This window comes from Borrelia persica No12 (genome assembly GCF_000500045.1).
Lineage (GTDB): Bacteria > Spirochaetota > Spirochaetia > Borreliales > Borreliaceae > Borrelia > Borrelia persica.
The window spans coordinates 17,439-40,896 of sequence record NZ_AYOT01000225.1 but is presented as its reverse complement, the minus strand read 5'-3'; the positions used below and the strand labels follow the sequence as shown (position 1 = coordinate 40,896).

Annotated in this window: 25 protein-coding genes; 7 read left to right on the top strand and 18 right to left on the bottom strand. The window is 28.3% G+C overall.

Annotated features, from left to right (window positions below; genetic code table 11):
• Positions 1–39 precede the first annotated feature (39 nt).
• The 10 genes from U881_RS0108975 to mnmE form a co-directional block, all read right to left on the bottom strand.
• Positions 40–2,085 carry an SH3 domain-containing protein gene (locus U881_RS0108975; RefSeq protein WP_084538470.1) on the bottom strand — a complete coding sequence of 682 codons (2,046 nt, stop codon included), beginning with the start codon at positions 2,083–2,085 and terminating at the stop codon, positions 40–42.
• On the bottom strand, positions 2,034–2,621 hold the full coding sequence (locus tag U881_RS0108970) for a tetratricopeptide repeat protein (RefSeq protein WP_024654091.1): 588 nt from the start codon (positions 2,619–2,621) through the stop codon (positions 2,034–2,036). Before U881_RS0108970 ends, U881_RS0108975 begins: the two co-directional genes overlap by 52 nt.
• Positions 2,603–3,592 (bottom strand): vWA domain-containing protein, encoded by a 990-nt coding sequence (locus U881_RS0108965; protein ID WP_024654090.1) that lies wholly within the window; start codon positions 3,590–3,592, stop codon positions 2,603–2,605. The genes U881_RS0108970 and U881_RS0108965 overlap by 19 nt, the downstream gene beginning before the upstream one ends.
• Complete coding sequence (locus U881_RS0108960) at positions 3,589–4,590, bottom strand: vWA domain-containing protein (RefSeq protein WP_024654089.1); 1,002 nt, start codon at positions 4,588–4,590, stop codon at positions 3,589–3,591. Before U881_RS0108960 ends, U881_RS0108965 begins: the two co-directional genes overlap by 4 nt.
• Positions 4,574–5,476, bottom strand: coding sequence for a hypothetical protein (locus tag U881_RS0108955; protein ID WP_024654088.1), 903 nt, complete (start codon positions 5,474–5,476; stop codon positions 4,574–4,576). The genes U881_RS0108960 and U881_RS0108955 overlap by 17 nt, the downstream gene beginning before the upstream one ends.
• A complete protein-coding gene (locus U881_RS0108950) occupies positions 5,473–6,354 on the bottom strand; it encodes a DUF58 domain-containing protein (RefSeq protein WP_024654087.1) in 882 nt (293 codons plus the stop codon). The genes U881_RS0108955 and U881_RS0108950 overlap by 4 nt, the downstream gene beginning before the upstream one ends.
• 13 nt (positions 6,355–6,367) lie before the next feature.
• Positions 6,368–7,360, bottom strand: coding sequence for an AAA family ATPase (locus U881_RS0108945; RefSeq protein WP_024654086.1), 993 nt, complete (start codon positions 7,358–7,360; stop codon positions 6,368–6,370).
• Positions 7,361–7,437: 77 nt separating this feature from the next.
• On the bottom strand, positions 7,438–8,070 hold the full coding sequence (gene rsmG / locus U881_RS0108940; RefSeq protein ID WP_024654085.1) for a 16S rRNA (guanine(527)-N(7))-methyltransferase RsmG: 633 nt from the start codon (positions 8,068–8,070) through the stop codon (positions 7,438–7,440).
• The gene (gene mnmG, locus U881_RS0108935; RefSeq protein ID WP_024654084.1) at positions 8,067–9,935 is read right to left on the bottom strand and encodes a tRNA uridine-5-carboxymethylaminomethyl(34) synthesis enzyme MnmG; all 1,869 of its coding nucleotides are present in this window, start codon (positions 9,933–9,935) and stop codon (positions 8,067–8,069) included. Before mnmG ends, rsmG begins: the two co-directional genes overlap by 4 nt.
• Before the next feature lie 2 nt (positions 9,936–9,937).
• Positions 9,938–11,332, bottom strand: a complete 1,395-nt coding sequence (gene mnmE / locus U881_RS0108930) for a tRNA uridine-5-carboxymethylaminomethyl(34) synthesis GTPase MnmE (protein ID WP_024654083.1) — start codon at positions 11,330–11,332, stop codon at positions 9,938–9,940.
• A gap of 154 nt (positions 11,333–11,486) precedes the next feature.
• Between mnmE and U881_RS0108925 the strand changes: the two genes are divergently transcribed.
• The 5 genes from U881_RS0108925 to csrA are packed head-to-tail and all read left to right on the top strand — an operon-like array spanning position 11,487 to position 15,794.
• Complete coding sequence (locus U881_RS0108925; protein ID WP_024654082.1) at positions 11,487–11,981, top strand: hypothetical protein; 495 nt, start codon at positions 11,487–11,489, stop codon at positions 11,979–11,981.
• An 18-nt stretch (positions 11,982–11,999) separates the two neighbouring features.
• A complete protein-coding gene (gene flgK, locus U881_RS0108920; protein ID WP_024654081.1) occupies positions 12,000–13,883 on the top strand; it encodes a flagellar hook-associated protein FlgK in 1,884 nt (627 codons plus the stop codon).
• A gap of 3 nt (positions 13,884–13,886) precedes the next feature.
• The gene (locus tag U881_RS0108915) at positions 13,887–15,161 is read left to right on the top strand and encodes a flagellar hook-associated protein 3 (RefSeq protein WP_024654080.1); all 1,275 of its coding nucleotides are present in this window, start codon (positions 13,887–13,889) and stop codon (positions 15,159–15,161) included.
• Between the two features lies 1 nt (position 15,162).
• Positions 15,163–15,555 (top strand): flagellar assembly protein FliW, encoded by a 393-nt coding sequence (gene fliW, locus U881_RS0108910; RefSeq protein WP_024654079.1) that lies wholly within the window; start codon positions 15,163–15,165, stop codon positions 15,553–15,555.
• A 2-nt stretch (positions 15,556–15,557) separates the two neighbouring features.
• Entirely contained in the window at positions 15,558–15,794 is a 237-nt protein-coding gene (gene csrA, locus U881_RS0108905) for a carbon storage regulator CsrA (protein ID WP_024654078.1), read from the top strand.
• Here csrA and tsaB read toward each other — a convergent pair.
• The 6 genes from tsaB to infC all read right to left on the bottom strand — a co-directional run bounded on the left by tsaB (position 15,779) and on the right by infC (position 18,471).
• Positions 15,779–16,453, bottom strand: coding sequence for a tRNA (adenosine(37)-N6)-threonylcarbamoyltransferase complex dimerization subunit type 1 TsaB (tsaB, locus tag U881_RS0108900; protein ID WP_024654077.1), 675 nt, complete (start codon positions 16,451–16,453; stop codon positions 15,779–15,781). The two genes, csrA and tsaB, sit on opposite strands and share 16 nt — an antisense overlap.
• Entirely contained in the window at positions 16,434–16,862 is a 429-nt protein-coding gene (gene tsaE, locus U881_RS0108895) for a tRNA (adenosine(37)-N6)-threonylcarbamoyltransferase complex ATPase subunit type 1 TsaE (RefSeq protein WP_024654076.1), read from the bottom strand. Before tsaE ends, tsaB begins: the two co-directional genes overlap by 20 nt.
• Complete coding sequence (locus U881_RS0108890; protein WP_024654075.1) at positions 16,859–17,119, bottom strand: hypothetical protein; 261 nt, start codon at positions 17,117–17,119, stop codon at positions 16,859–16,861. Before U881_RS0108890 ends, tsaE begins: the two co-directional genes overlap by 4 nt.
• A 202-nt stretch (positions 17,120–17,321) precedes the next feature.
• Complete coding sequence (gene rplT, locus U881_RS0108885) at positions 17,322–17,669, bottom strand: 50S ribosomal protein L20 (protein ID WP_024654074.1); 348 nt, start codon at positions 17,667–17,669, stop codon at positions 17,322–17,324.
• 21 nt (positions 17,670–17,690) lie between these two features.
• The gene (rpmI, locus tag U881_RS0108880; RefSeq protein ID WP_024654073.1) at positions 17,691–17,888 is read right to left on the bottom strand and encodes a 50S ribosomal protein L35; all 198 of its coding nucleotides are present in this window, start codon (positions 17,886–17,888) and stop codon (positions 17,691–17,693) included.
• 22 nt (positions 17,889–17,910) lie between these two features.
• A complete protein-coding gene (gene infC / locus U881_RS0108875) occupies positions 17,911–18,471 on the bottom strand; it encodes a translation initiation factor IF-3 (protein ID WP_024654072.1) in 561 nt (186 codons plus the stop codon).
• A gap of 838 nt (positions 18,472–19,309) precedes the next feature.
• On the opposite strand from infC, the gene U881_RS0108865 reads away from it, so the two are divergent.
• The gene (locus U881_RS0108865; RefSeq protein ID WP_024654071.1) at positions 19,310–20,053 is read left to right on the top strand and encodes a hypothetical protein; all 744 of its coding nucleotides are present in this window, start codon (positions 19,310–19,312) and stop codon (positions 20,051–20,053) included.
• A gap of 89 nt (positions 20,054–20,142) precedes the next feature.
• On the opposite strand, the gene U881_RS0108860 is transcribed toward U881_RS0108865, so the two are convergent.
• Together U881_RS0108860 and U881_RS0108855 are read right to left on the bottom strand one after the other, a co-directional pair.
• Complete coding sequence (locus U881_RS0108860) at positions 20,143–20,940, bottom strand: TatD family hydrolase (protein ID WP_024654070.1); 798 nt, start codon at positions 20,938–20,940, stop codon at positions 20,143–20,145.
• Complete coding sequence (locus U881_RS0108855) at positions 20,937–22,079, bottom strand: tetratricopeptide repeat protein (protein WP_024654069.1); 1,143 nt, start codon at positions 22,077–22,079, stop codon at positions 20,937–20,939. Before U881_RS0108855 ends, U881_RS0108860 begins: the two co-directional genes overlap by 4 nt.
• Before the next feature lie 303 nt (positions 22,080–22,382).
• On the opposite strand from U881_RS0108855, the gene prfA reads away from it, so the two are divergent.
• Positions 22,383–23,456: a peptide chain release factor 1 gene (prfA, locus tag U881_RS0108850; RefSeq protein ID WP_024654068.1), complete on the top strand. Its 1,074-nt coding sequence runs from the start codon at positions 22,383–22,385 to the stop codon at positions 23,454–23,456.
• Positions 23,457–23,458 lie beyond the last annotated feature (2 nt).

Genomic DNA, 23,458 nt, shown 5'->3' with positions numbered 1-23,458 from the left:
TTTATGTAAAAAACCTAAAACCAACAAATTCATCCTATTTTATATTAAATCATCCTTAACAGATGCAATAAAATTCTTATGAACCCATCCTTTAAGTCCATGACTTGTCTGAATCAGAATAAAGTCATCTTTCCTATCAAGAACATAAACACTTATATTTCCTTTTAAAAATCTCCAACTTCTAGAAAAATTATCAGGAACTTTATAAAGAGAAACTAAATCACCCCTAATAATGCCAATTTCAGCCTGTTGTTCAACATAAAAATAATATGTTTGAAACAATGTAAAACATGTCATAGATAAAAGCAAGAATAAAATAATTCTCTTTAAATTTTTAGCATAAAATTTATAAGAAGCAATTATAATTGAAATAGTGATTAAAACTAAACTAATGATAAAAAAAACATTGGAAAAAACAAAACTATTATTCCGAATATTATCATTAATTCCATTCTTAGTCTCAATAAAATCAACAACCTTGTAAAAACTATCATTACTTGGAGACGTAAAAAATGCCTTATAAGCCGAATAAATTGAATCAAAAGATCTCTCCATCTTACTTAAAATAAGAGCTCTATTTAACCAAAGTCCTGAATAATGTAAATTTTTCTTAATAATATTATCAATTTTATTAAGGGCTTCACCATAATTATTTGATCTATAATCATCTATTAAATCATTTATACTATCTTCTGATAGAGAACCATCATTGATAGCATTAAGACTAACAGCAAGAGTTAATATTAAAACAATTAACCCACAACCCGATGCAATAAAAAATTTCCTATGTCTAATAAACATAGCTAAAGAAAATAAAATTCCTGGCATGAGGATTAAATAATAAATGGGAACAAAAAATAAAAAAGTTTTATTTTTATGTTTTAAAATATCATGATATGATAGTAAATCAAAATCCGAAGATAACTCCTGATTAGAATCATTGTTATTTTTAAACTCTCCATAATATTCATACTTGAGTCGTTTACCACTGAGTCTATAAATTTTATCATCTTCAGGATCTAAATACGTAAAATCACCAATATTTACAAACAAATTACCCTTATTATCTGGCTTAATAGTATATACATTAGATATACTACCTCGATAACCATCTTTTGAAGGTTCAAAGTTATAATTTTTTTTATTATAAATCACTCTAGAATTATAAGTCTCAATTTCTGGAAAACGAATATGAGGAAGATTACCTTGCCCTGTAATTTTGATTAAAATAGCAAAGGTATCTTGATTGATAGAATTGGAATTGGGAAAATCATAATCAATTTTAAAAGTTCCAACAGCTAAAGATTTAACTTCATCAGGTATTGGTTTGATTTTTAACAAAATCTCAGGACTCATGCGCATAATATTTGCATCTATATTAAAAGAAACACTGGGAATAACAACAACTTTTGCCCCACTAAGAGGAGTTAAAATAAAATTATAAAGAGGAACATCCAAAATTTCTTTACTATTAAAAGTCTTATAATTAATGTTTTCAAATATAGGAGTTCTATCAATCATTGCATCTTTAACTGCATTAAAGAAACTGGCAATAGATTTAACATTATTATTTAAAAGCCAATTCGAACGCAAAACAAATCCAACACTTTGATATTCATAAATTTCTTTTTTATTAAAATCCCAGTATAACCCAACCGGCAAGCCTGAAGAGAGAAATTCATCTTTTCTTAAGATAGCCACTTCAAATTCTGAACTCAAGTAAATATCATCATGATAAATAACTTTTAATGAAGGAATTTTAACAAATCCTAATTTATCGAAAATATATTCAATCTTTATCTCTGTAACAACATTATTTCCATCTGGAACTCTAGATATTAAGGCAATCTTAGCATTATCACTTATATCCTTATTTATTTCAAACTTCAATGCTTTCTCATCAATATCCTGAGGCAAATTTAATCTAATAATATGAATAACCTTAGAATCTTTAAGAACCTTAGTAGATCTTAAATAATCAGTACCAGATAAAGCATAAACTTTAAAATTTATTAGAAATAAAACTACAAATATTACCAATCGTCTCGTGTTGACATAACTTGATCTTCTGCCTTCATTACCCATAAAACCCTCTCAAGATTTTCGATATACCTTAAAAAATTTTCATTATTCTCAATAAAACTTTGACTTTTATTAACATTCAAATTATCCAAATTCCCCGGTATAGTCCTTTTTTTAATTATTGCAAGTTCAAGATTATATTTAGCATTATAACTTGCAGGATTAATTTTTAAAGCTTCTTTAAATGCCATTTCTGCTTTTCGGTAAAGTCCCTGATTATAATATATTATCCCCTCATTATAACTTACATTAAAATTCAAGAAAAAATCACCATCTCTCCTTGCATACGAAAACATCCGAAGAGAGCTTTCATACTCTCCCAAAGAATAATACACAATCCCAAGATTATAATAACCCCATGCAGAACTCTTCTCATCATCTACAAGATTATAATAAGTAGAAATTGCACTCTGATAGTCACCTCTAATATATTTATAATTACCAATGGCCATAAGAGACATAGCTTTAATATTTGAACAAGATAAAAAAAACGTAAACACAAAACTTATCAATAAACAAATTAAAAAGTATCGTCCCATTTAATGACCTTAACAAATATATACAACATCATAAATAAAAAAGAAACAGCTAAAAAAAGCTTATATCTTAAAATGCCAATCAACACAATATTACTTGAACTCTTCTTTATTATACCATTCCTTATCTCATTAATAACATAATTAGCACCTTTCACATATAAATCATAATAAGAACCCTTAATAGAAGATGCTAAGAGATGTAAATTATCTTCATTAAGCACAAGATTTGCCGCACTACCATTTTGATCTCTCACACTCAAATTATTACCAAGAAAAGAAAATGGTTTCTTACTCCCAATTCCAACTACAAAGCTTGCAATATTACGTGCATCAATTAACTTAGAAAAAGTATAATAATTATTCTCACCCCATTCATCACCATCTGTTAAAACTATCAAAAAATTATAATAAGAATTGTCTTTGATCCCCTGTATAGCATTCAAAACACCATCACCTAAAAAACTACCAGACGAACTTATTAAATTAGGTTCAACATAATTTAACATCTTATATAAATTGGCCTTATCCTTAGAAAATGGCGATACTAATAAAGATCTGCCCTTAAAAACAGTAAGAGAATACTCAACATTCTCAAAATTATTTAAAATCAAACTAATAAAATTTTTAGCACTCTCAAGCCTATTAATAGATTTTCCCTCATCAAAGATTAACATGCTACGTGAAATATCACAGACAAAAGATATTCTTACATTTGTTCTCTCATCTTCAGTAGCTTTTTGTCCCCATGAGATATCCAAAATAGATACAATTAAAAAACCAAGACTTAAAACAAAAAAGAAAATCATCAGAATTTTCTTTATATAATAATTTTTAATATAAGAACTATTAAAATACATAATACTTAGGGCTTTAAAAAATGGAAGCGCTTTTCTAAAATTAGAGACATACACAAAAAAAACTAAAAATAAAACTATAAACAAGTAAAAAGCATAATAATTGCCTATACTCATAATACCTCTTTTAAGAAAATCTTAGAAAAAACAAAATAAAGAATTAATAAACAAAATACTACCAATAAAAACTCATTATAAACATCATCATTATCAACTGCTATTTTAACTTTTCTCTCTACATTTTCCTTTTTTGAAAAATCTTGAATTGCAAGTTTAAATGAAAAATCATCACCAACAGAATAAAAAAGTCCTCCTGTTTTATTTGAAATCTCAATAAGCATACTAGGATCGTATACTTCCTTTAAAACCCCCTGATAAAATTCACCAGATCTCAATTTAAAGCCAACATTAAGTTCTTCATTGCTACCAATGCCAACAGAATAAATTTTAACATTTAATCCTTGAGCAAGATTTATCACCTGATCTTTATAAACTTCATCTGAATTAACCACACCATCTGTTAAAACAATTACTGATTTTTTAGGAGCTTCAGAATGTTTTAAATGAGAAAGAGCAATAGAAATGCCAAGTCCCAAAGCAGATCCATTTCCAAGATCCATAATGTAAATATCATCTAACTTCTTAGAAAAAAAATCTCTATCAATTGTAAGTGGAACTATTAACGATGCTTCTTTTGCAAAAGCTACTAAACCAATATTGTCATTTTCTCGCTGATATACAAAATATTCAATCAATTCTTTTGCAAACTCAAGTCTATTTTTCATCAAAAATTCAATAGCTCCCATACTAGGAGATATATCTAATACAATAACAATATCAGCCCCACTACTAAGGTAAGTCATTTTCTTTTTTGAAATAGAAGGACCTGCTAAAGTTAAAATCATAACTGTTAATGCCAGATAAAAAAAAGTATAAGTAATAAAATACAAAAAATTTAATACATAATCTCTTAATTTTATAGAACCAAAATTTCCATAAATAGACATTGGGAATCTAATTTTTCCACCTCTACGCCTAAAAAAATGGCTAAAGTAAATTATTAATGGAAGTATTACAAGTAAAAATAAATACAAAGGTTCATTGAACGTTAACATTATCACCTCTATTAAATTCCTCAAAATTCAAAGCCGCCTTTCTTAAATCATCCAACACAAGAGATAAATTACTACCCGATAAATTAATTCCACTAAATTTACTAAAATCAGAAAGCCTAAGCATATTAACAAAAGTTGAACGAATTTCATGAGGAACATTAAGATTCTGTAAAATTTCAGAAATTTCAGTCGTAGTAATCGCATTAAAATCAAAACCCGTTTTTTTAGACAAATAAACTCTTAAAGATGAATTTAATAAATTATAAAAAACACTATGTTCTTCCCGATTTTTAACATAGTTAGATAAAATACCCAATTGTTTTTGAAATACTCTATAAGGTTTTTTCAAATTATGTCGCATTATTAAAAATGCTAATAATTGCTTTATAAGTTTCAAAAATTTAATAAAAAGAAAAGGGATTAATATAAAAGCCAAAATAAAAATAACAAAATACGTACTTGTACCAGGAAGAAACAGAACTCCTTCTATATCTTGGATCTTAAGAGAATCATCATCTGCAACTAATTTACTAGTATTGATTTTGATATTATTAAGAATTAATTTAAAAGTTTTATCATTTATAATGATATCTCCAATATAAATATGTGGCAGAGTATTACTTCCTATATAAAATGAAACAAAATATATTATTACCTCCCCGCTCTCAGGTCTGTACAAAATGGAACTAACCTCAACAAATTCATTTTTAATTGCTTCAAACTTAGTAGGAATAAATTTTTCATTATCACCAAGAATCAAAGAAAATTTAAACTCAACAGTATCTCCCACATAATAACGAGTAGGAATAAATATTTCATTTTTGATCTCATAGGCAAATAAATTAAAAGATAGAAACGAAATTAAAAGGAGAATTGTATTTTTCAAATACCATTCTCCTTTTTCAAAAGAACTTTCAATTTTCTAAAAACATCATCTTTTGTATCAATTTCTATAAAATTAATACCTCTTTTTATGCACTCTTTTCTCCATTTTATTTTATCTAATGTCCAATAATTTTTATAACTATTTAATATCCTCTTACTAAATCCAGAAACCAAAAAATCCTCACGTGTTTCAATATCTTCATAGGTCAAAACCCCATATTGAGGAAGATTTTCATCAAAAAAATCTGTAAGTCTTATCGCAATAATATTATGACGTTTACTAAGAACAGTTAAAGATTTAAAATAATCACTGGCTTTAAAATCTGAAATGATAATAATCAAAGACCTTTTTTTATAATACTCAGCCGTATTTTTAAACACATAGGTTAGATTACTGCCCCTATTCAATTGTCTATTAATTGTTTCATTTAAAATTAATCCTAAATGCGAATAGCCCTTTCTAGATGAAATAAATTTGTCTGTTTTACTAGAAAAAAAAGTCATACCTATTTTATCATTATTAAAAAATGCCATATGAGCAAAAATAGAAACTAATAAATCTTGAATCTCTTTTTTAGTAATCACACTTCCCAAATTCATGGAAAGAGAATTATCAACAAGCAAATGCAAATTCATGCCCTTATCTTCTCTAAAAACCTTTGAAAATATATTATCCGTTTTTGAGCTAACGTTCCAATCAATCAATTTAGCATCGTCTGTCTCTTCGTATGGCCTAAACTCATGAAATTCAAGACCAAGACCTTTAAAAATAGAACGATATCCGCCAAAATTAAATTCTAAGAGCATTTTCCTAGAAAAAAATTTTAAAGCTTTTATTTTAGTTTTAGTACTAGCACTCGACTCATTACTATATTGCATATCTAATTACATCCTAAGGAAGAGCTACTGCTGAGAGAAGTATCTTAATAATATCATCAGTATTCATCTCTTCAACTTCTGCCTCATAAGAAGGAGTAATTCTATGCCTTAACACATTATAAGCTACAGCCTTAACATCTTCAGGGAGAACAAACAATCGCCCCTCATAAAGAGCATTAACACGAGCACACTTAAGCAAACTAAGTGATGCTCTGGGAGATGCTCCAAATTCAATATACTTAGTAAATGGATAAGTTTTTTTGTCATTCTCACGAGAGGCCGCTATTAAGGTAACAATATAAAGCATTATTTTGTCATCCACCTTAACCTTACCAACTATTCGCTTAAGATCCGCTAAAGAATAAGCATTCATTATCTTTGCAACCTTAATATTCTCAAGTCCACCATCAACTGAAAATATTTTAAGAAGCTTAATTTCATCTTGAATAGATGGATATTTTACATTCACTTTCAACAAAAATCTGTCAAGTTGAGCTTCTGGCAAATTATAAGTTCCTTCTTGCTCAATTGGATTTTGTGTTGCAAGAACAAAAAACGGATCGGGCAACTTATGTGTCTCATCACCAAGAGTTACTTGACGTTCACTCATTGCCTCAAGAAGTGCCGATTGAACTTTTGCAGGAGCTCTGTTAATCTCATCTGCTAAGACAATATTGGAAAATATTGGTCCCTTTCTAACTTTAAAAGTTCCTGTGGTACTTTTATATATCATATTACCTGTCAGATCAGAAGGTAAAAGATCTGGAGTAAATTGTACTCTCTTAAATTCAAGATCAAGAACATCTGAAACTGTTTGAATAGTCAATGTTTTAGCAAGTCCCGGAACACCTTCAAGCAAAACATGACCTTCTGTCAAAATTCCCATCAAAATAGCATCTATCATTTCTCTTTGACCAAGAATTCGACTTGCAACTTCTCTTCTAAATTTATTTATTAAACCTAATGCATTCTCTACTTCAGAATCTATTTGAAAACTACTTTTCATACCACTCCTATCGTAATAAATTTTTTTACCAAAATAAAACATAAAGGATAAAATTTAAAAACATAATTACAAATAAATTAACATTTATAATTATAAAGTAAAAGAAAATACCTCTCCTTATCAGCACTAACTGCTGATGATTTTATTTCTACTTTATCAAATAAATTTTTAATATAATTAACTTCAAATTCAATCTTACTCAATTTTCCCTTATAAGCCATAATTAAACCATTCGCTTTTAAAATAGATTTTAAAATATTTGCATATTCCCTTATATCTCCAAAAGCCCTGATTGTAATAAACTCATATTTATTTTGTTCTTCAGCAATATCGCGCTCCAAAACTTCTACATTTTCTAAACCAAGTTCCAAACTAATCATTTTTAAAAAAGTAGCCTTTTTATTACTACGTTCAATAAGAATATATTTTCTACAATGATCAAAAATAGCCAAAACAATACCTGGAAATCCAGCTCCACTACCAACATCAAGTACTTGTTGCGGATTTTTATCTTTAACAATAGGCAATCCAGCCACAGAATCCAAGGCATGTAAAAGCAGCAAATCAAAGTTTCTAACATTATTTGACACCAAATTAAACCTACTACTAAATAACAAAATTTTCTCTAAATAAAATCTTAATTTATCAATATTTTTTGAAGTAAAATTCACTCCCAAATTTTTCAAAGCAAAATTAAAATCATTCATTATAAACCCAAATTAAGTACTACCCTATTTTTATTTTTAGGATTTGAAAAATATATAAGTAAAACTTGAATATCAGTATTTCTAATACCAGAAATTCTACTTGCTTGAGCAAGATTAGCTGGCTGAATTTTTACAAACTTTTCTCTAGCTTCTCTAGATAGACCATCAATCTCATAACTGAAATCAAGAGGCAATTTAATAAGCTCAAGATTATTCATTCTTCTAATTAAATCTTTCTGTCTATTAATGTACCCCTCATATTTAATATCTAATTCAACTTGTTCAAGAATCACTTTTGAAGCATTTAACTTAGGATCTATATTAATAAGATCGCTTAAATTAATATACGGATCTTTTACAATATGATAAAAATCTTTATTAACATGCTTTTTTAATTGCAAATTACTAGCTTCTTTTTCTTTAAGACGCCTATGTTTCAAAAGCTCTTTAATTTCTTCAACTTGCTTTTCCTTGAAAAAATATCTAGAATACTTTTCCTCACTAACCAGCCCAACCTCATATCCCCATTTAATCAATCTTTTATCACTAGTATCATGTCGTAAATTAAGTCTATGCTCAGCTCTTGAAGTAAACATTCTATAAGGCTCTTTAGTACCTTTAGTAACAAGATCATCAATCAAAACCCCAATATAAGAACTAGTCCTTGGCAATATCATTGGTTCTTTTTTTTGTAATTTAAGTGCCGCATTAATCCCAGCCATCAATCCTTGAGCTGCTGCTTCTTCATATCCAGACGACCCATTAGTTTGCCCTGCAACAAAAAGTCCCTCAACCCTTTTAGTCTCAAGACTTGCATATAATTCAATAGGATTAATATAATCATATTCAACAGCATATCCAGGTCTTGTAATGACTGCATCCTCAAGTCCATCAATACTATTAATTAATCTTTTTTGAACATCTTCAGGCAAAGACGAACTTAAACCATTAAGATACATCTCCTGAGTATTAATCCCTTCAGGTTCAATAAATATTTGATGTTTATCTTTATCTTTAAATTTCACAATTTTATCTTCAATAGAAGGACAATATCTTGGACCATTTCCAACAATTTCACCAGAATAAAGTGGAGAGAGATGCATATTTTCACTGATTATCTTATGAGTTTTTTGATTAGTATAAGTGATATAACAAGAGAGTTGAACTTTATCTATTTTGGTATTTGAAAAAGAAAAAGGAATAATATCAGAATCTCCAAATTGAATTTCTGTTTTTGCAAAATTAATACTTCTCCTATGAACCCTAGCAGGAGTACCCGTTTTAAGTCTACCCATTTCAAATCCAAGTTCAAGCAAAATTTTCTCAAGACCAAAAGCAGCTGGCTCAGAAATTCTTCCCATACAAGCCCTATATTCACCTATGAATATTTTACCTCTAAGAAAAGTGCCAGTTGTAAGAACCACAACACGAGATGTAAATTTATTACCCCTCTCTGTAACAACACCTTCAATTTTATTTCTCATCGAATTAAGCAAAAAATCACTAACAGTATCTTGAAAAAGCTCAAGATTATTTTGCATCTCTAATGTTTCTTTTGCCTTAACCTGATATACCAATTTATCAGCCTGAGCACGCGGTGCTTGCACAGCAGGTCCCTTACTTTTATTTAAGATGCGAAATTGGATCATACTAAAATCAATAAGACATCCCATTTCACCACCAAGAGCATCAATCTCCCGCACCATATTTCCCTTAGCAAGTCCACCAATAGCAGGATTACAAGAAAGTTTACCTATTGTATCCAAATTTTGAGTAATCAAAATTGTTTTAAAATTTAATCTTGCAAGAGCCAGAGATGCCTCAATACCAGCATGTCCTCCTCCAATCACAATAGCATCAAAATCCATATCTATTTTCCTAAACAAAAATTCTTAAACATATTATTAAGTACATCCTCACTAGTAACCTCACCCGTTATTTCCCCTAAAATATTAACCACCTCATAAGCATCAAATGCCAACATATCATAGCTTGTATTTTGTTCTATTTTATTTAACAACTCAATAATTAAAGTATATGACTTTCCTAAAAGCTCTGCCTGGCGACTTGATGATATAACAACATCACTATCATTACTATTAATATAATCAACACATATCAATGACCTTATCTTATCATAAAGGGAATCCATACCAAATAAAGTTTTAGTACTAATCTTTACTATATTTGATGAACTTATATCATTAGAATTCAAAAATTCAACTATATGACTATTTTGCTCCAAATCAACCTTATTTAAAATAAAAAGCACTCTAGAATCTTCCTTAAAAGCATCAATAAATTTTAAATCATCATCCGTTAATTCGGCACTTAAATCAATAACATAAAAAATTAAAGATGCTTCCTTAATTAAAGAATTACTCCTAACTATACCCAACTGCTCAACAAAATCACTAGTATCTCTAAGTCCTGCTGTATCAAATACATTAAATAAAATACCATCAAGTTCAAAGCTTGCTTGAATATAATCTCGTGTAGTACCAGCATAAGAAGACACTATAGCTCTATCTTCTTTTAACAATAAATTAAAAAGAGAAGATTTGCCAACATTAACAGAACCAGCCAAGACCAATGTAATACCATGTTCTAACTTTCTTGCAGTATCATAAGAATCAATCAGCTTTTTAAGTTCAGATTTACTTTTGGAAACAACTTCAACAGGAATAACAACTTCATTCTCATCTGTTTCATAATCAAGATAAACACTAATAGCTGAAAGAAAATTTAAAATATCCCTTTTAATTAAATCAATCTTATCAAATAAAGAACCTGAAAGTTTATTAACAGCAAGAGCATGAGTCTGTTTAGTCTTAGCAGATATCAATTCATTTATAGCCTCTGCTTTAGTCAAATCAAGTTTTCCTGCCAAAAAAGCACGAAGAGTAAACTCACCAGGATCAGCCATTCTAAATCCTACTTTTAAAAAAAAGTCTATAATTCTTCTTATACCAACAAGAGAACCATGAGCCATAACCTCTATTGAATCTTGACCTGTAAAACTTTTTGGAGCTCTATAGAGACAAACAACAACTTCGTCTAACTTTTCACAAGTTTCTTTATCTACAATATATCCATAATGAATAGTATGACCAGATGCCTCAAGCAATTTATTAGGATCTGAGAACATCTTGGAAAATCTCTCAATCGAAGAAACCCCACTACTACGAATTACACATAATGCACTACTAAAAAAAGGTGTAGCAAGTGCAACAATATCATCTTCTCTCTGAAAAAACCTGCTCATAGATTATCAAAATTATAACACAGCATAAATAGCAAAGCTCAAAAATAAAAGGAAAAATTTAAAAACACAAAATAATAAAAAAATAACAATATTCAATATCAATATCTTAAATTTGTAAATATTAAAAATTTCACTTATAATTTATTTTACAGAGATGAAAGCCAAATTAGAAGCTGAATTAAAAAATACACTAGAAGAAGAAACTTTGTTAATAGAAAATATATATGATATGTATCTAAATATAAAAAAATATCTTGATAAAAAAAATGAAATGATGTTTAAAGAATCAATAAATAAAACAAATATTTACTTGCAAGAATTTAAAGATATAGAACAAAAGAGAGATACAATTTGGAGAGAATTTACAAAAAATGAACAATTTGAATCAACTTACATGGCAATAGAAAAACTATGCCCAACTTATGCAAAAGAAATACATAACTACTTCCATAGATTAAGAATTGGAATACTTAATATTCAAAACTTAAATTACTTAATATCAAGTTATGTAGAGACATCCCTTGACATTCTGGACTTAATATTTAAAGATGCGCAAGAGAGTGTAGAGAATATAACTTATAAAAACCCTTATGGACCAAAAAACGGAACGCTAAATGAAGCATCTGTTTTAATAAACAAAAAACTTTAAATACGAAAGGAGTTTAAAATGGATTCAACATTTTCAGGAATAGAAATTGGGAAAAAAAGCTTATTTGCACACAAAGATGCTATGAACACAGTAGGACATAATTTAACTAATGCGGCAAAACCAGGATATTCAAGACAAAGAATTATAATGAAAACCGAAATGCCAATTTATGCTCCTCAATTAAACAGAACAAATAAAGCCGGTCAATTAGGACAAGGAATAATGGTTCAATCCATAGAAAGAATAAGAGACGAGTTGTTGGACATAAGAATAACTGAAGAATCACACCGCCTTGGATATTGGAACGTAAGAGACAAATTTATTTCTCTGATTGAAAATACATATAACGAACCAGAAGAACAATCAATTAGAAAAAGACTGAACGATTTTTGGGCAAGTTGGCAAGATCTATCTAAACAACCTCAAGGATCAGCAGAAAGAAATATCATAATAGAACGTGGACAATCTTTTGCAGAAGCCATAACAAACAGATTTCACTCTCTTAAACGAATATATACAATGGCAAATGACGAGATAAAAATTACTACCGAAGAGATCAATAATTATCTTAAAAACATAAGTGATCTCAATAAACAAATAGCGAAAGCAATTGCAATGAAAGATCACCCAAATGATTTAATGGATGAACGAGACTTCATAATTGACAAATTAAGCAAGTTAATCAGTATCTCCGTAGAAAATAAAAGCGATCCTAATGAATTTTTAATTCACCTAGAAGGAAAGCACCTAATTCAAGGCACAATAGCAAATGAATTTATATTAGAAGCAGCAAATGGCCCCATAAAAACAAAATGGGATGTTTTGTGGAATAATAAAGAAAATGCCAATATAAATACAGGAAAACTAGGAGCTCTTATCAATGTAAGAGATAATGAAATTAAAAATGAAATTAATGAGTTAGACAACATAACAATTAATATTGCAGAACTTGTAAACCAAATCCACATATCAGGATATGGACTTGATCAAAAAAATGGAAGAATCTTCTTTGAGCAAGAATATAAATTAACTGATGAGCGTGGACGATATGACAGTAATGGAGATGGTCAATTTGATTCTGTTCATATATTTAAAATAAATAGCACAAACGAAGTCTTTGCAAACGAAAAATTAGGATTTTCAGGAATACTCAGATTTCAAGCAATAAACAAAAATGATTTCATAGAAATACCATATAATGCAACAGATACTGTTCAAGATGTAATAAATAGAATAAACAATTCTGATGCACAAGTTACTGCAAGAATTAACGAAGAAGAAAAACTTGAAATCAAGGCAGTCAAAGAAGACGACAAAGATAATATCATCTTTAGAATTAAATATATCGAAGATTCTGGATTATTTTTAACAAATTATACGGGCATCTTAAATGCATCAGGAGGTGAAGGTGCCTATAACTATCAAGAAGTTAACACCACAGATCAACTAACAAATACAGCTAGATATTCACTATCTCCTCTCAAAAACCCATCAGCATGGATTAGAGTATCTAAAGTAATTGCAGAAGATTCCTCAAAAATTGCATCGGGTATCAAAACAGCAATAAACAATACTCCTATTGGTGACAACAAAGCAGCACTACGTATTGCATCTTTTGGAAATTCACAAATAATGGTGGGAAAAAACACAACACTCAATGATTATTTTGCAAATACAGCATCAAATATCGCAATAAAAGGACAAATAGCAGAAGTAACAAAAAATAGCCAAGAACAAATACTTAAAAATCTAACTGACTTGAGATTATCAATATCCGGCGTAAATAAAGACGAAGAATTATCAAACATGATAGAATTTCAACAATCATTTATTGCTGCAAGTAAATTCATCACTGTTTCTGCAGAATTAATAGACACAATCATAAACAAAATGGGGGTATAACACATGATTAACAGAGTAAGTCATCCTTTAACATATGATAATTTAAAATCATCTTCAACAGATAAAGAAGTAAAAATAACAAAACTTCTAGAAAGTTTATATCAAGGTGGCAAACGAATTACACACTTGAGAGATGATCCAACGGGTGTCACTCATGCAATAAGATTAGACAGCAACATATTTAAGCTCAATACCTATGCTCAGAATATCAACAATGCCAAAGGAAAATTAAGATATATAGAAGGATATTTGCAATCCCTAGCCAATATTTTAACTAGAGCAAAAGAAATAACTATTCAAGGATCAAATGGTACATACGGGGCTGATGACAAAAAAATAATAGCAAAAGAAATAAATGCAATACTTGAAGATGTTCTTGCAATAGCAAATGTAAAAGGAGCAGACGGGTATAGCATATTTGCAGGGACCAAAGTTGATGCTGAAGCATTTAAAATAACTAGAGCAAATAGAATCAACAAATTAACTCAAGATAGAGCAGAAACTCAAATAGTAAGAGTAGACTATAATGGAAATCAAGCAGAACAAACAACCGAAATCTGTGATGGAATTTATATCTCAACCAACTATCCTGGAAGTGAACTATTTTTTTCGCAAAACCAATATATAACATCGCAAAAAAATGTCAATGACTTTATTGTACAAGAAAACACAAAAATTTACATCGACAATGTTGAAATAAGATTAACAACAGGAGATACTGCCGCTGACATTATTGCTAAGATCAATGAATCATCTGCTCCTGTAGAAGCTTCTCTTGACAATATGTTAAATTCAATAACAATAAATACAACAACACCTCATCAAATATGGATCACAGAAGAAGAAGGATCAACAATCCTACAGGATCTTGGTATCCTTACTAAAAATAATGATTCCAAAGAACCTCCTTATAATATAGCAATCAATGCTGAGATTAGGAATAGAACAATCTTTGACAGTCTCATTGAACTGAGAGATAACTTGGCAGAAAATAGAGAAGAAATTACAGGAAGTAGAAGTTTAGCAGAAATTGATGAAAGTTTAAGTAAAATTTTCTCAACACTAGCTGATCTTGGAACTAAAGAAAACAGACTTGAGTTAAGTTATGCAAGACTCAACAAAGAAATAATAGATATGAAAGACGATATGGTAAAATACACCGATCTTGATGTCACAAAAGCAATCACAGAGCTTAACATGACAAGCTTAGCTTATCAAGTATCTTTAGGAGTTTCCGCAAGAATAATGCAAACAACGTTATTAGACTTCTTAAAATAAAATGAAAAACAAACTCAGTATCAAAGTTAAATTTCCTGAAGGAATATTGGGATTTGAGAATATTAAAGAATTTATAATTAAAGACTCTGAACATAAACCATTTTCTATAATGCAATCAACAAATGGAGAAATAAATTTTTTAGTAACATCACCATTTAACTTTTTAGAAAAATATATACCCAATATAGAAGACAAAGACTGGCTAGATATCCAAGCAAAAACCGAAGACGAAAAAATAATACTATGTATAATTAACATGCATGTAAATAATTATAAAGAAATAACTGCCAACCTCAAAGCTCCTATTATACTAAATAAAAAGAAACTAATTGGAAAACAAGCCATATCTACTCATGAAGAACATTATCTTAGATATAGAGTCTTTAAGGAATAAATATGCTAATACTATCAAGAAAAACAAACGAAAGCATCAAAATAGACTCTAATATCGAAATTTCAATATTAGAAATAAAAAAAGACAGTGTCAAAGTAGCCATCAAAGCTCCAGAAAACATTAAAATACTTAGATCTGAGATTTACGATATCATTAAAGAGGAAAATAAAAAATCAATATTACAAGATAAAAACAACATACATAAAATCAAAAAATTATTTGATTACTTCAGTAAATAAGAATTAATCTCAGCATCACTAAGTCTCACATAACAAGGTCCCGATAAAATATCATCACCATGCCTGCTCTCTAAATACTTCAATTTGCCAAGTTCAGTCAAAGCTGCACCAAAAGCATAAATATCATTAATACTTTTAAATTGACCTTTAAGTTTTTCATTAAGTTTTTCATAAATAAATTCAATGCCATTACCCACAACAACGAATTTAAAATCAAGTTTATCTAAATACTGAAATAACTCAGCTTCAGAAAAACAAATAATATTACCACATAATTTACAATCCCTATAATGTCCAATAAAATATCTACCTGCCGTAAAACTTAAAACCAACACATCCGACTTTACCTTAACTACTTTTACAAAAACATCAAAAGTAGGAACATTAACAAAAGGAATTTCAAGTCCTAAAGAGAGACCCTTAATAAAACTTAAACTAATTCTTAAACCTGTAAAAGAACCAGGACCAGAAGAATTAATAAGTAAATCAAGATCCAAAAGATTAATATTGTTATCTACTACAAAATCATTAAATAATTTTGGAATATTAAGAGCACGATTAACTTCATCTTTATTCTTAAAAAGAAAAAAAATCTCTTCATTAATTTTAAAATAAAACAATAAAGTTTTATATGAATATTCAATTGCAAAGGTATTCATTACTAAATTCTAAAATCCTACTATCATCTTTGATTTCAAATTTTATAAATTTCAATCTACTTTTTGGCAAAACATCAATAATCATCTCTGGCCACTCAATAGCTATGATAGATGACACATCTAACAAAAGTTCCATTCCACCAATAAGTTCAAACTCATCCAAAAGATTCAAACGATACAGATCAATATGATAAAATTTAAAATCTGTAAATTCATAGACATTAATAATATTATAAGTTGGACTTACAAAATGAGAAATACCAATACTTAAAGCCAAACCTTTCAAAAAAGTTGTCTTTCCTGCACCTATCTCACCACAAAGAGCAAAAATTTTGCCGATAGGCAAAGGATTGAAAAAAGACTTAGAGAAATTGATCATTTCATCTTCTGTTTTAAAAGATAATCTCAAGGAAGTTCGCCTTTTATATCAAGTTCAATGACATGTCTCTTGATTGAAACCATTAAACTTAAAACAGGATAATTTAAAGGCTCTAAAAAATCAATAGTAACATGTTTTTCACCCAAAGGTGTCATTTCTATTGCAAATTTCACCCGCTTAATTTCACTAGAACCCTTATATTCATAAAAAGCATCAGCAAAATACACACTTCTATAATATATATGACTATCTTGTTTTTTTATATTGTTAAGGGAAATAAATCTCACAACAACAGTCCTTTTAAAGAAATCCCGAGAAGCCAACATAGAAATATCTTACTTAGCGCTATTTTCCAAAATGGGATTTTCATTCTTAACTTTTAGTTTGCCTTAACAACTATCCATTAAAAAAATACTTAAATCCCCCAAATTTAATGAGATGTCGCAAAAAATAACTCTAATCCCTATAATTAAACTTCCCAGGAAATTTTTAATTTTTTATTTCATAAACAATCTTTTTAAAAATTTCAATATCTTCAATTGCTAAATTAGATAAAATCTTTCTATTAAGCTTAATATTAGATTTTCTTAAATTCTCAAGAAATCTTGAATAATTTATTCCCATACCCGTTAAAGCAGCAGAAATTCTTACAATCCATAAACTTCTTAAATCTCTTTTACGAGTCTTTCTATCTCTTGTAGCATACATCATACCCTTACGAAGAGTATCTTTAGCTTTTTTATAATTACTTTTTTTAGTACCCCAAAAGCCCTTTGTTTTCTTTAAAATTCGCTTTCGCCTTGCAAGGTGCACTATCCCGTTCTTCACTCTAGCCATATAATCTCCTCAAAACAACATTTAAGCATAAGGTAACAGGGTTTTAATCCTCTTAACTTCAACATTTGAAACCAAACCTGACTTACCTAATTTTCGCCTTCTCTTAGCAGACTTTTTTGTCAAAATATGCCTTAAATTTTGCTTCTTATATTTTACCTTACCCTTTGAAGTAAAAGCATATCTTTTCCTTGCACTTTTGCATGTCTTCATTTTTGACATTTATGTTACATCTCCTTATCACTTATTTCCTAGATTTAGGTGCAACGATTAAAAACATTGTCTTACCTTCCATCTTAGCTGGTGACTCTAAAATATAATTAGAATCACCTACGCGTTCAAGAATACTCTCTAAAATCCCATATCCTAAATGAGTATGAGCAAGTTCACGTCCTCTAAACCTTATAGTAACTTTTACCTTGTTTCCTTCTTTCAGGAATCCTAAAATATTTCTATACTTAAAATCAAGATCATGAGTATCTATTTTAGGCTGCATTCTGACTTCTTTAAGTTTAATCATTTTTTGATTTTTTCTTTGCTCTTTTTGACGTTTTTCCTGATGAAACTTATATTTTCCATAATCAATTATTTTACAAACAGGAGGCAATGCATTCGGCGAAACCTCAACCAAATCAAGCTCAACATCCTTAGCACATTTAATAGCATCTTCAATTGACATAACAGATTGAGTACCATCATCAAAAACAACTCTAACTTCACGAGCCTTAATTTTATGATTAATTCTCAATTCTTTATCATTCGATCTCGACCTATCCCTATCCTTACCGGAATTTCTATTTATCATCTAAAAATACGTACTCCTCAAACAATATTAATCAATAACTAATTTTAATATACCTTACTTAAAAAGTAAATTCGAACACAGATATCTTAAATACAATAACAAAAGAATTACCACAAAATTTAAAAAATACAAATTCAATTGATTAATGAATAATTTAAAAGTAAAATTTACTTGTCATGAACATATTTTTACTAGTAAGTTTACCTTTAACTTTGAAAATATATATGCAAATAAGACATCCTCAATTAAAGCTAATCAAACAAAACTATGCTTATGCAATGTCAATATTGCTTGCAATAACTATTTTTTCTTTACTATATTTAACAGAAGAATTCATACTATATAAAAACCTGCTAATCAATTATCAAACAAAATTTAGCTTAATGTATTCAATCTTCATTAAAGAACAAATGTATTACTATATCTTCCCATTGTTGATATTCACATTATTTTTCACATTAAATCCAAGTTCATTACTTAAAAACAATCCAATATTTTTAATATATTTTGCTTTTGGGATTATTTTTGCCAAAAATATCTCTCTAATTATAGCAAGCAATAAAGTTTTTAGTACATACGAATATATTCAAATACCACTGATACATATGTTAGAACTAATATTGACAGCAATTATATGCGAAAATGGAATGAGGTTACACATAACACAAAACATAAATGGATATCAAGCAATTTTCGTTCCTATCTTAATCTTAGAAATAATTATCACGCTTTTAAAAGCATGCATTTTAATTAACGAACAAATATACTCTCTAATTATATTAATAATATTATTAGGAATCACAATCTTAAGTAAAAAAACTATTGGAATTTTAAAATAATGTCACATACAATAAAAATTCTCATTGCAATAATTTTACTTTTATATCTTGGTTGTAAAAAAGATAAAATTACAGACAAAAGTTTTAGCTATGTCATAATTTTTTCAAATGCAACAGAATATTTTTTTAAAATAAAAAATACTCCATTTATACAAGAAGATACACTATTTATAAATGAAAAAGATATTGAAACTATCAAAACAAAACTAAACGACGTCAACAAGATTCTACTAACACATAAATCAAATAATGAAATACTAAATACAGAACAAATTAAAAAAAAAGTTTTTTATCTATCAAAAATTAAGTTTTCATTAAAAAAAGCAATTGATTTTATTTTTAATGATCCTTCAATTGATTTAACAACCTCATTGATAATGAAAGATAACACAATAAATCAAGAAGATTCTAAATATTTAGACAAAATTACACAAGATCACAATATAAACATTACCATTATAAATGAAAAGAACATTTCTCATCTAAAAAACTTACTCACACCAAAAATAAAAAAAGTAATCATATTTTCAATGAGAAACAATCACATTTTTTTAAAAAAATTATCAGAATCACCATTATTTAAAAAAATAGAATTCATATTTATTGGAAATATAAAACAAGATCTCAAAGAAATTAATGCACAATATATAATCAGCATTAATGAACTCAACTTAATTGAAATAATACAAAATATCAATGATAATTTCCAATATAAACTCAATATTTATAAAATAAATAAATAAACTTAATTACAAATTAACTAAAAATCAATGTAGACAATAATTACGAATTTAACAATAAAAGATCCATTAATAATAAAAGAAAATCATTCTTAAATCAAATCTTTAAATAAATCTTTAAAATTATTATAAAATGCAGATATGACATTACCTGTATCAAAATTTTTAATCTTAGCAATTTCAAGACACGTATATCCCAAAAAAAACGGAGTATTGATCTTACCTCTTAAAGGAACCGGTGCCAAAAACGGACTGTCTGTTTCAATTAAAATATCTTGAATATTTAATTTTTTTAAAACCGTCTTTAATAGATCGGAATTTTTGAAAGTTAAATTACCTGCAAAAGATATCTTAAATCCAAGATCAATAAATTTTTTAGCATGCTCATAAGTACCAGAATAACAGTGCAATATTCCTCTATGCATAAAATTAAATGACTTAACAATATTATAAATATCGTCATAAGCTTCTCTGACATGTAAAATAACAGGTTTTCGATATTTATTAGCCAAATCCAACTGAACTCCTAAAATCTCAATCTGTTCATCTTTATTACTTGCCTTGAAATAATCAAGCCCAATTTCTCCAACAGCAATAACATTTTCTGTTGTTAAAATCTTTTCAATCAATTCAAAATCACCACTTAAAGCTTTATTTAAAGGATGAATTCCAACTGTTAGTGCAATATTAGAATAAGTACTTAAAAGTTGTTTTCTTTCATAAAAATCACTAGGATGAAGTCCAACATCAATAAAATAAGAAAATCCATTTTTAAAACATTCACTAATAACATAATGAATATCTATAGACTTTTTCCTAAGTTCATTAAAGTGAACATGAGTATCTATTAGTTTTTCTAAAAAGATAGCTCTATTAAAATCAAATTTCATGCATCCATCTTCTTTTTAAGATTAGTAATATAGTCAATAATAGTAACATTCTTCATTCCAAGTTGCAAGAAACTTGATAAAATATCTATAGCGTCTTCAACCTGTCCTAAAGCCTCATAACACTCAGCAGCATTGACATACAATATCGAATTTTTAGGATTTGTTTTTATCAAATTCTTAATAGCCGTCAATGCTTCTTCATATTGCCCCTGTTCTTTTTGAAGTAATGCAAGACCAAGTATGGCAAACATATCAAAGTCAACATCAAGGGCTTTTTTATAATAAATTTGTGCATTTTCATAATCTTTCAAATATCGATACGTATCCCCCACTCTTGTTAAAACTAAATTATTCTTTGGATCTTTATCTATTATTGTAAGCCAATATTTCAAAGCCTCAGCATACTCTTTACTTCCTCTATAACAATCGGCAAGTCCAAAAATAGCATAAAAATTATTTGGAGAGGTGTCCAAAGCTCTTTTAAAAAAATAAATTCCCTTACCAAATTCCTTCAATTTTCTATAACAATTTCCAATTGAAGTTAAAACACGAACATCTATCTTAACTTGATTTATTTCATACATCTTAAGCCAATATTTTAAAGCTTCTTTATATTCCTTAAAATCATAATACAAATGTCCAATCCCAACAAGTGCATAATCATTATCAGGTACAAGCTCCAATACTCTTAAATATGATTGTCTTGATTTTTGAAAATTTTTTAATTTTCGATAAGAAGACGCAACCCTTGTAAGAACCGTAATGTTCTCAGGATCATATTTTAAATATTCTTCCCATATCTCTGTAGCCTTCTTATAATCTCCCAAGCTTCTATAACAATCTCCCAACCCAAAAAGAGCATAATTATTATTCGAATGCTTGGAAAGACATCTTTGATAATAAATTATAGCTTTATCGAAATTACGCTTTTTTCTTTCAATATCTCCAAGTCCAACAAGAGCATAATTATTATCATTATCCTTTTGTAAGATATCATCAAACAATGATTCTGCTTCAAAAAGTCGCTCTTCTTTGATTAACTGATAACCCCTTTTGGACTTTTCAGTAACATCAAGCAGCTCTTTATCAGAATTTTGCGAGATATCCTCAAAATCACCTAAAAGTTTATTGTCTAACATAAATAACCCCTTCTTAACTGGTTTATTAAAGACATAACATTTATCCATATATACCACTATTAAAAAAACATATAACTTATTTAATATATAAACATATCAAGACATTAATAAAATAAATCTTTAACATCCAATTTCAATAAACATATTATATAAAAAATTAAAAAAATATACTTAATTTTTTCCAGTTAAACTTATTTATTTAAACTGTATCTAAAGAACCTATTAGATAAAATTTATAAACAACTATACCAAAAAAATTAAAAATTAGGATAAAATATTTACTACCGGATTAGGAGAAATAAAATGTTTTTAGAAAAACTAAATCCAATTGAAAGCAAAATAAAAACACTTGAAGAGAAATTACACGACACAAATTTAATTAAAAATCAAAAAGAATATTCAAAAATCATAAAAGAATATAACTATTTAGAAAAAATCAAAGAAAAAAAAGATGAATACGAAAACGTGCTAAATCAAATTAACGAAAATCAAAAAATTTTATCCGAAGAAGACAATTTAGAAATGAAAGATTTAATTAAGCAAGAACTAGCTCACTTAAATTCAAAAAAAGATGAAGTTGAAAATATAATAAAAATATTACTACTCCATCAAGATGAAGATGATGATAAGAATGTTATCATTGAAATAAGAGCTGGAACAGGAGGAGAAGAAGCTGCTCTTTTTGCACAAAATCTCTATGGAATGTATACAAAATATTCTGAAAAGAAAAAATGGAAAACAGAACTCATTAATTTTAATGAAACAGAACTTGGTGGATTTAAAGAAGTAAGTTTTGAAATAAAAGGCAAAGACGTACTTAAAAATCTAAAACATGAAAGCGGCGTACATAGAGTTCAAAGAGTGCCTATAACAGAATCTAATGGCAAACTTCAAACTTCAGCAGCAACCGTTGCTGTATTACCTGAAGTTGAAGAAACCGATATCGAAATCAATGACAAAGATTTAAGAATAGATGTCTACAGATCTTCTGGTGCTGGAGGGCAACATGTAAATACAACAGATTCTGCTGTTAGAATTACACATTTACCTACGGGAATTGTAGTACAATGTCAAAATGAAAGAAGTCAGCATAAAAATAAGGATCAGGCTATGAAAATTTTAAGAGCAAGACTCTATAAATTTGAAAATTTAAAGAAACACGAACAACGTTCAAATGACAGAAAACAACAAGTAGGTTCGGGTGACAGATCTGAAAGAATTAGAACTTACAATTTTCCACAAAATAGAGTAACAGATCATCGGGCAAATATTAGTCTCTACAAACTAGAAGAAATTATGCAAGGAGAACTTGACTCACTGCTAAACACATTGGCACTCAAACTTCAAGAACAATCACTAAAAAACAAACAACTATAATT

Coding starts and splice junctions, on each gene's coding strand:
- csrA (WP_024654078.1), top strand. CDS start 15,558: ATGCTAATACTATCAAGAAAAACAAACGAAAGCATCAAAATAGACTCT.
- U881_RS0108860 (WP_024654070.1), bottom strand. CDS start 20,940: ATGAAATTTGATTTTAATAGAGCTATCTTTTTAGAAAAACTAATAGAT.
- fliW (WP_024654079.1), top strand. CDS start 15,163: ATGAAAAACAAACTCAGTATCAAAGTTAAATTTCCTGAAGGAATATTG.
- U881_RS0108965 (WP_024654090.1), bottom strand. CDS start 3,592: ATGAGTATAGGCAATTATTATGCTTTTTACTTGTTTATAGTTTTATTT.
- prfA (WP_024654068.1), top strand. CDS start 22,383: ATGTTTTTAGAAAAACTAAATCCAATTGAAAGCAAAATAAAAACACTT.
- mnmG (WP_024654084.1), bottom strand. CDS start 9,935: ATGGATTTTGATGCTATTGTGATTGGAGGAGGACATGCTGGTATTGAG.
- U881_RS0108945 (WP_024654086.1), bottom strand. CDS start 7,360: ATGAAAAGTAGTTTTCAAATAGATTCTGAAGTAGAGAATGCATTAGGT.
- infC (WP_024654072.1), bottom strand. CDS start 18,471: ATGATAAATAGAAATTCCGGTAAGGATAGGGATAGGTCGAGATCGAAT.
- U881_RS0108925 (WP_024654082.1), top strand. CDS start 11,487: ATGAAAGCCAAATTAGAAGCTGAATTAAAAAATACACTAGAAGAAGAA.
- U881_RS0108960 (WP_024654089.1), bottom strand. CDS start 4,590: ATGTTAACGTTCAATGAACCTTTGTATTTATTTTTACTTGTAATACTT.
- U881_RS0108915 (WP_024654080.1), top strand. CDS start 13,887: ATGATTAACAGAGTAAGTCATCCTTTAACATATGATAATTTAAAATCA.
- tsaB (WP_024654077.1), bottom strand. CDS start 16,453: ATGAATACCTTTGCAATTGAATATTCATATAAAACTTTATTGTTTTAT.
- U881_RS0108950 (WP_024654087.1), bottom strand. CDS start 6,354: ATGCAATATAGTAATGAGTCGAGTGCTAGTACTAAAACTAAAATAAAA.
- rplT (WP_024654074.1), bottom strand. CDS start 17,669: ATGGCTAGAGTGAAGAACGGGATAGTGCACCTTGCAAGGCGAAAGCGA.
- U881_RS0108865 (WP_024654071.1), top strand. CDS start 19,310: ATGTCACATACAATAAAAATTCTCATTGCAATAATTTTACTTTTATAT.
- rpmI (WP_024654073.1), bottom strand. CDS start 17,888: ATGTCAAAAATGAAGACATGCAAAAGTGCAAGGAAAAGATATGCTTTT.
- flgK (WP_024654081.1), top strand. CDS start 12,000: ATGGATTCAACATTTTCAGGAATAGAAATTGGGAAAAAAAGCTTATTT.
- U881_RS0108855 (WP_024654069.1), bottom strand. CDS start 22,079: ATGTTAGACAATAAACTTTTAGGTGATTTTGAGGATATCTCGCAAAAT.
- mnmE (WP_024654083.1), bottom strand. CDS start 11,332: ATGAGCAGGTTTTTTCAGAGAGAAGATGATATTGTTGCACTTGCTACA.
- U881_RS0108970 (WP_024654091.1), bottom strand. CDS start 2,621: ATGGGACGATACTTTTTAATTTGTTTATTGATAAGTTTTGTGTTTACG.
- U881_RS0108975 (WP_084538470.1), bottom strand. CDS start 2,085: ATGGGTAATGAAGGCAGAAGATCAAGTTATGTCAACACGAGACGATTG.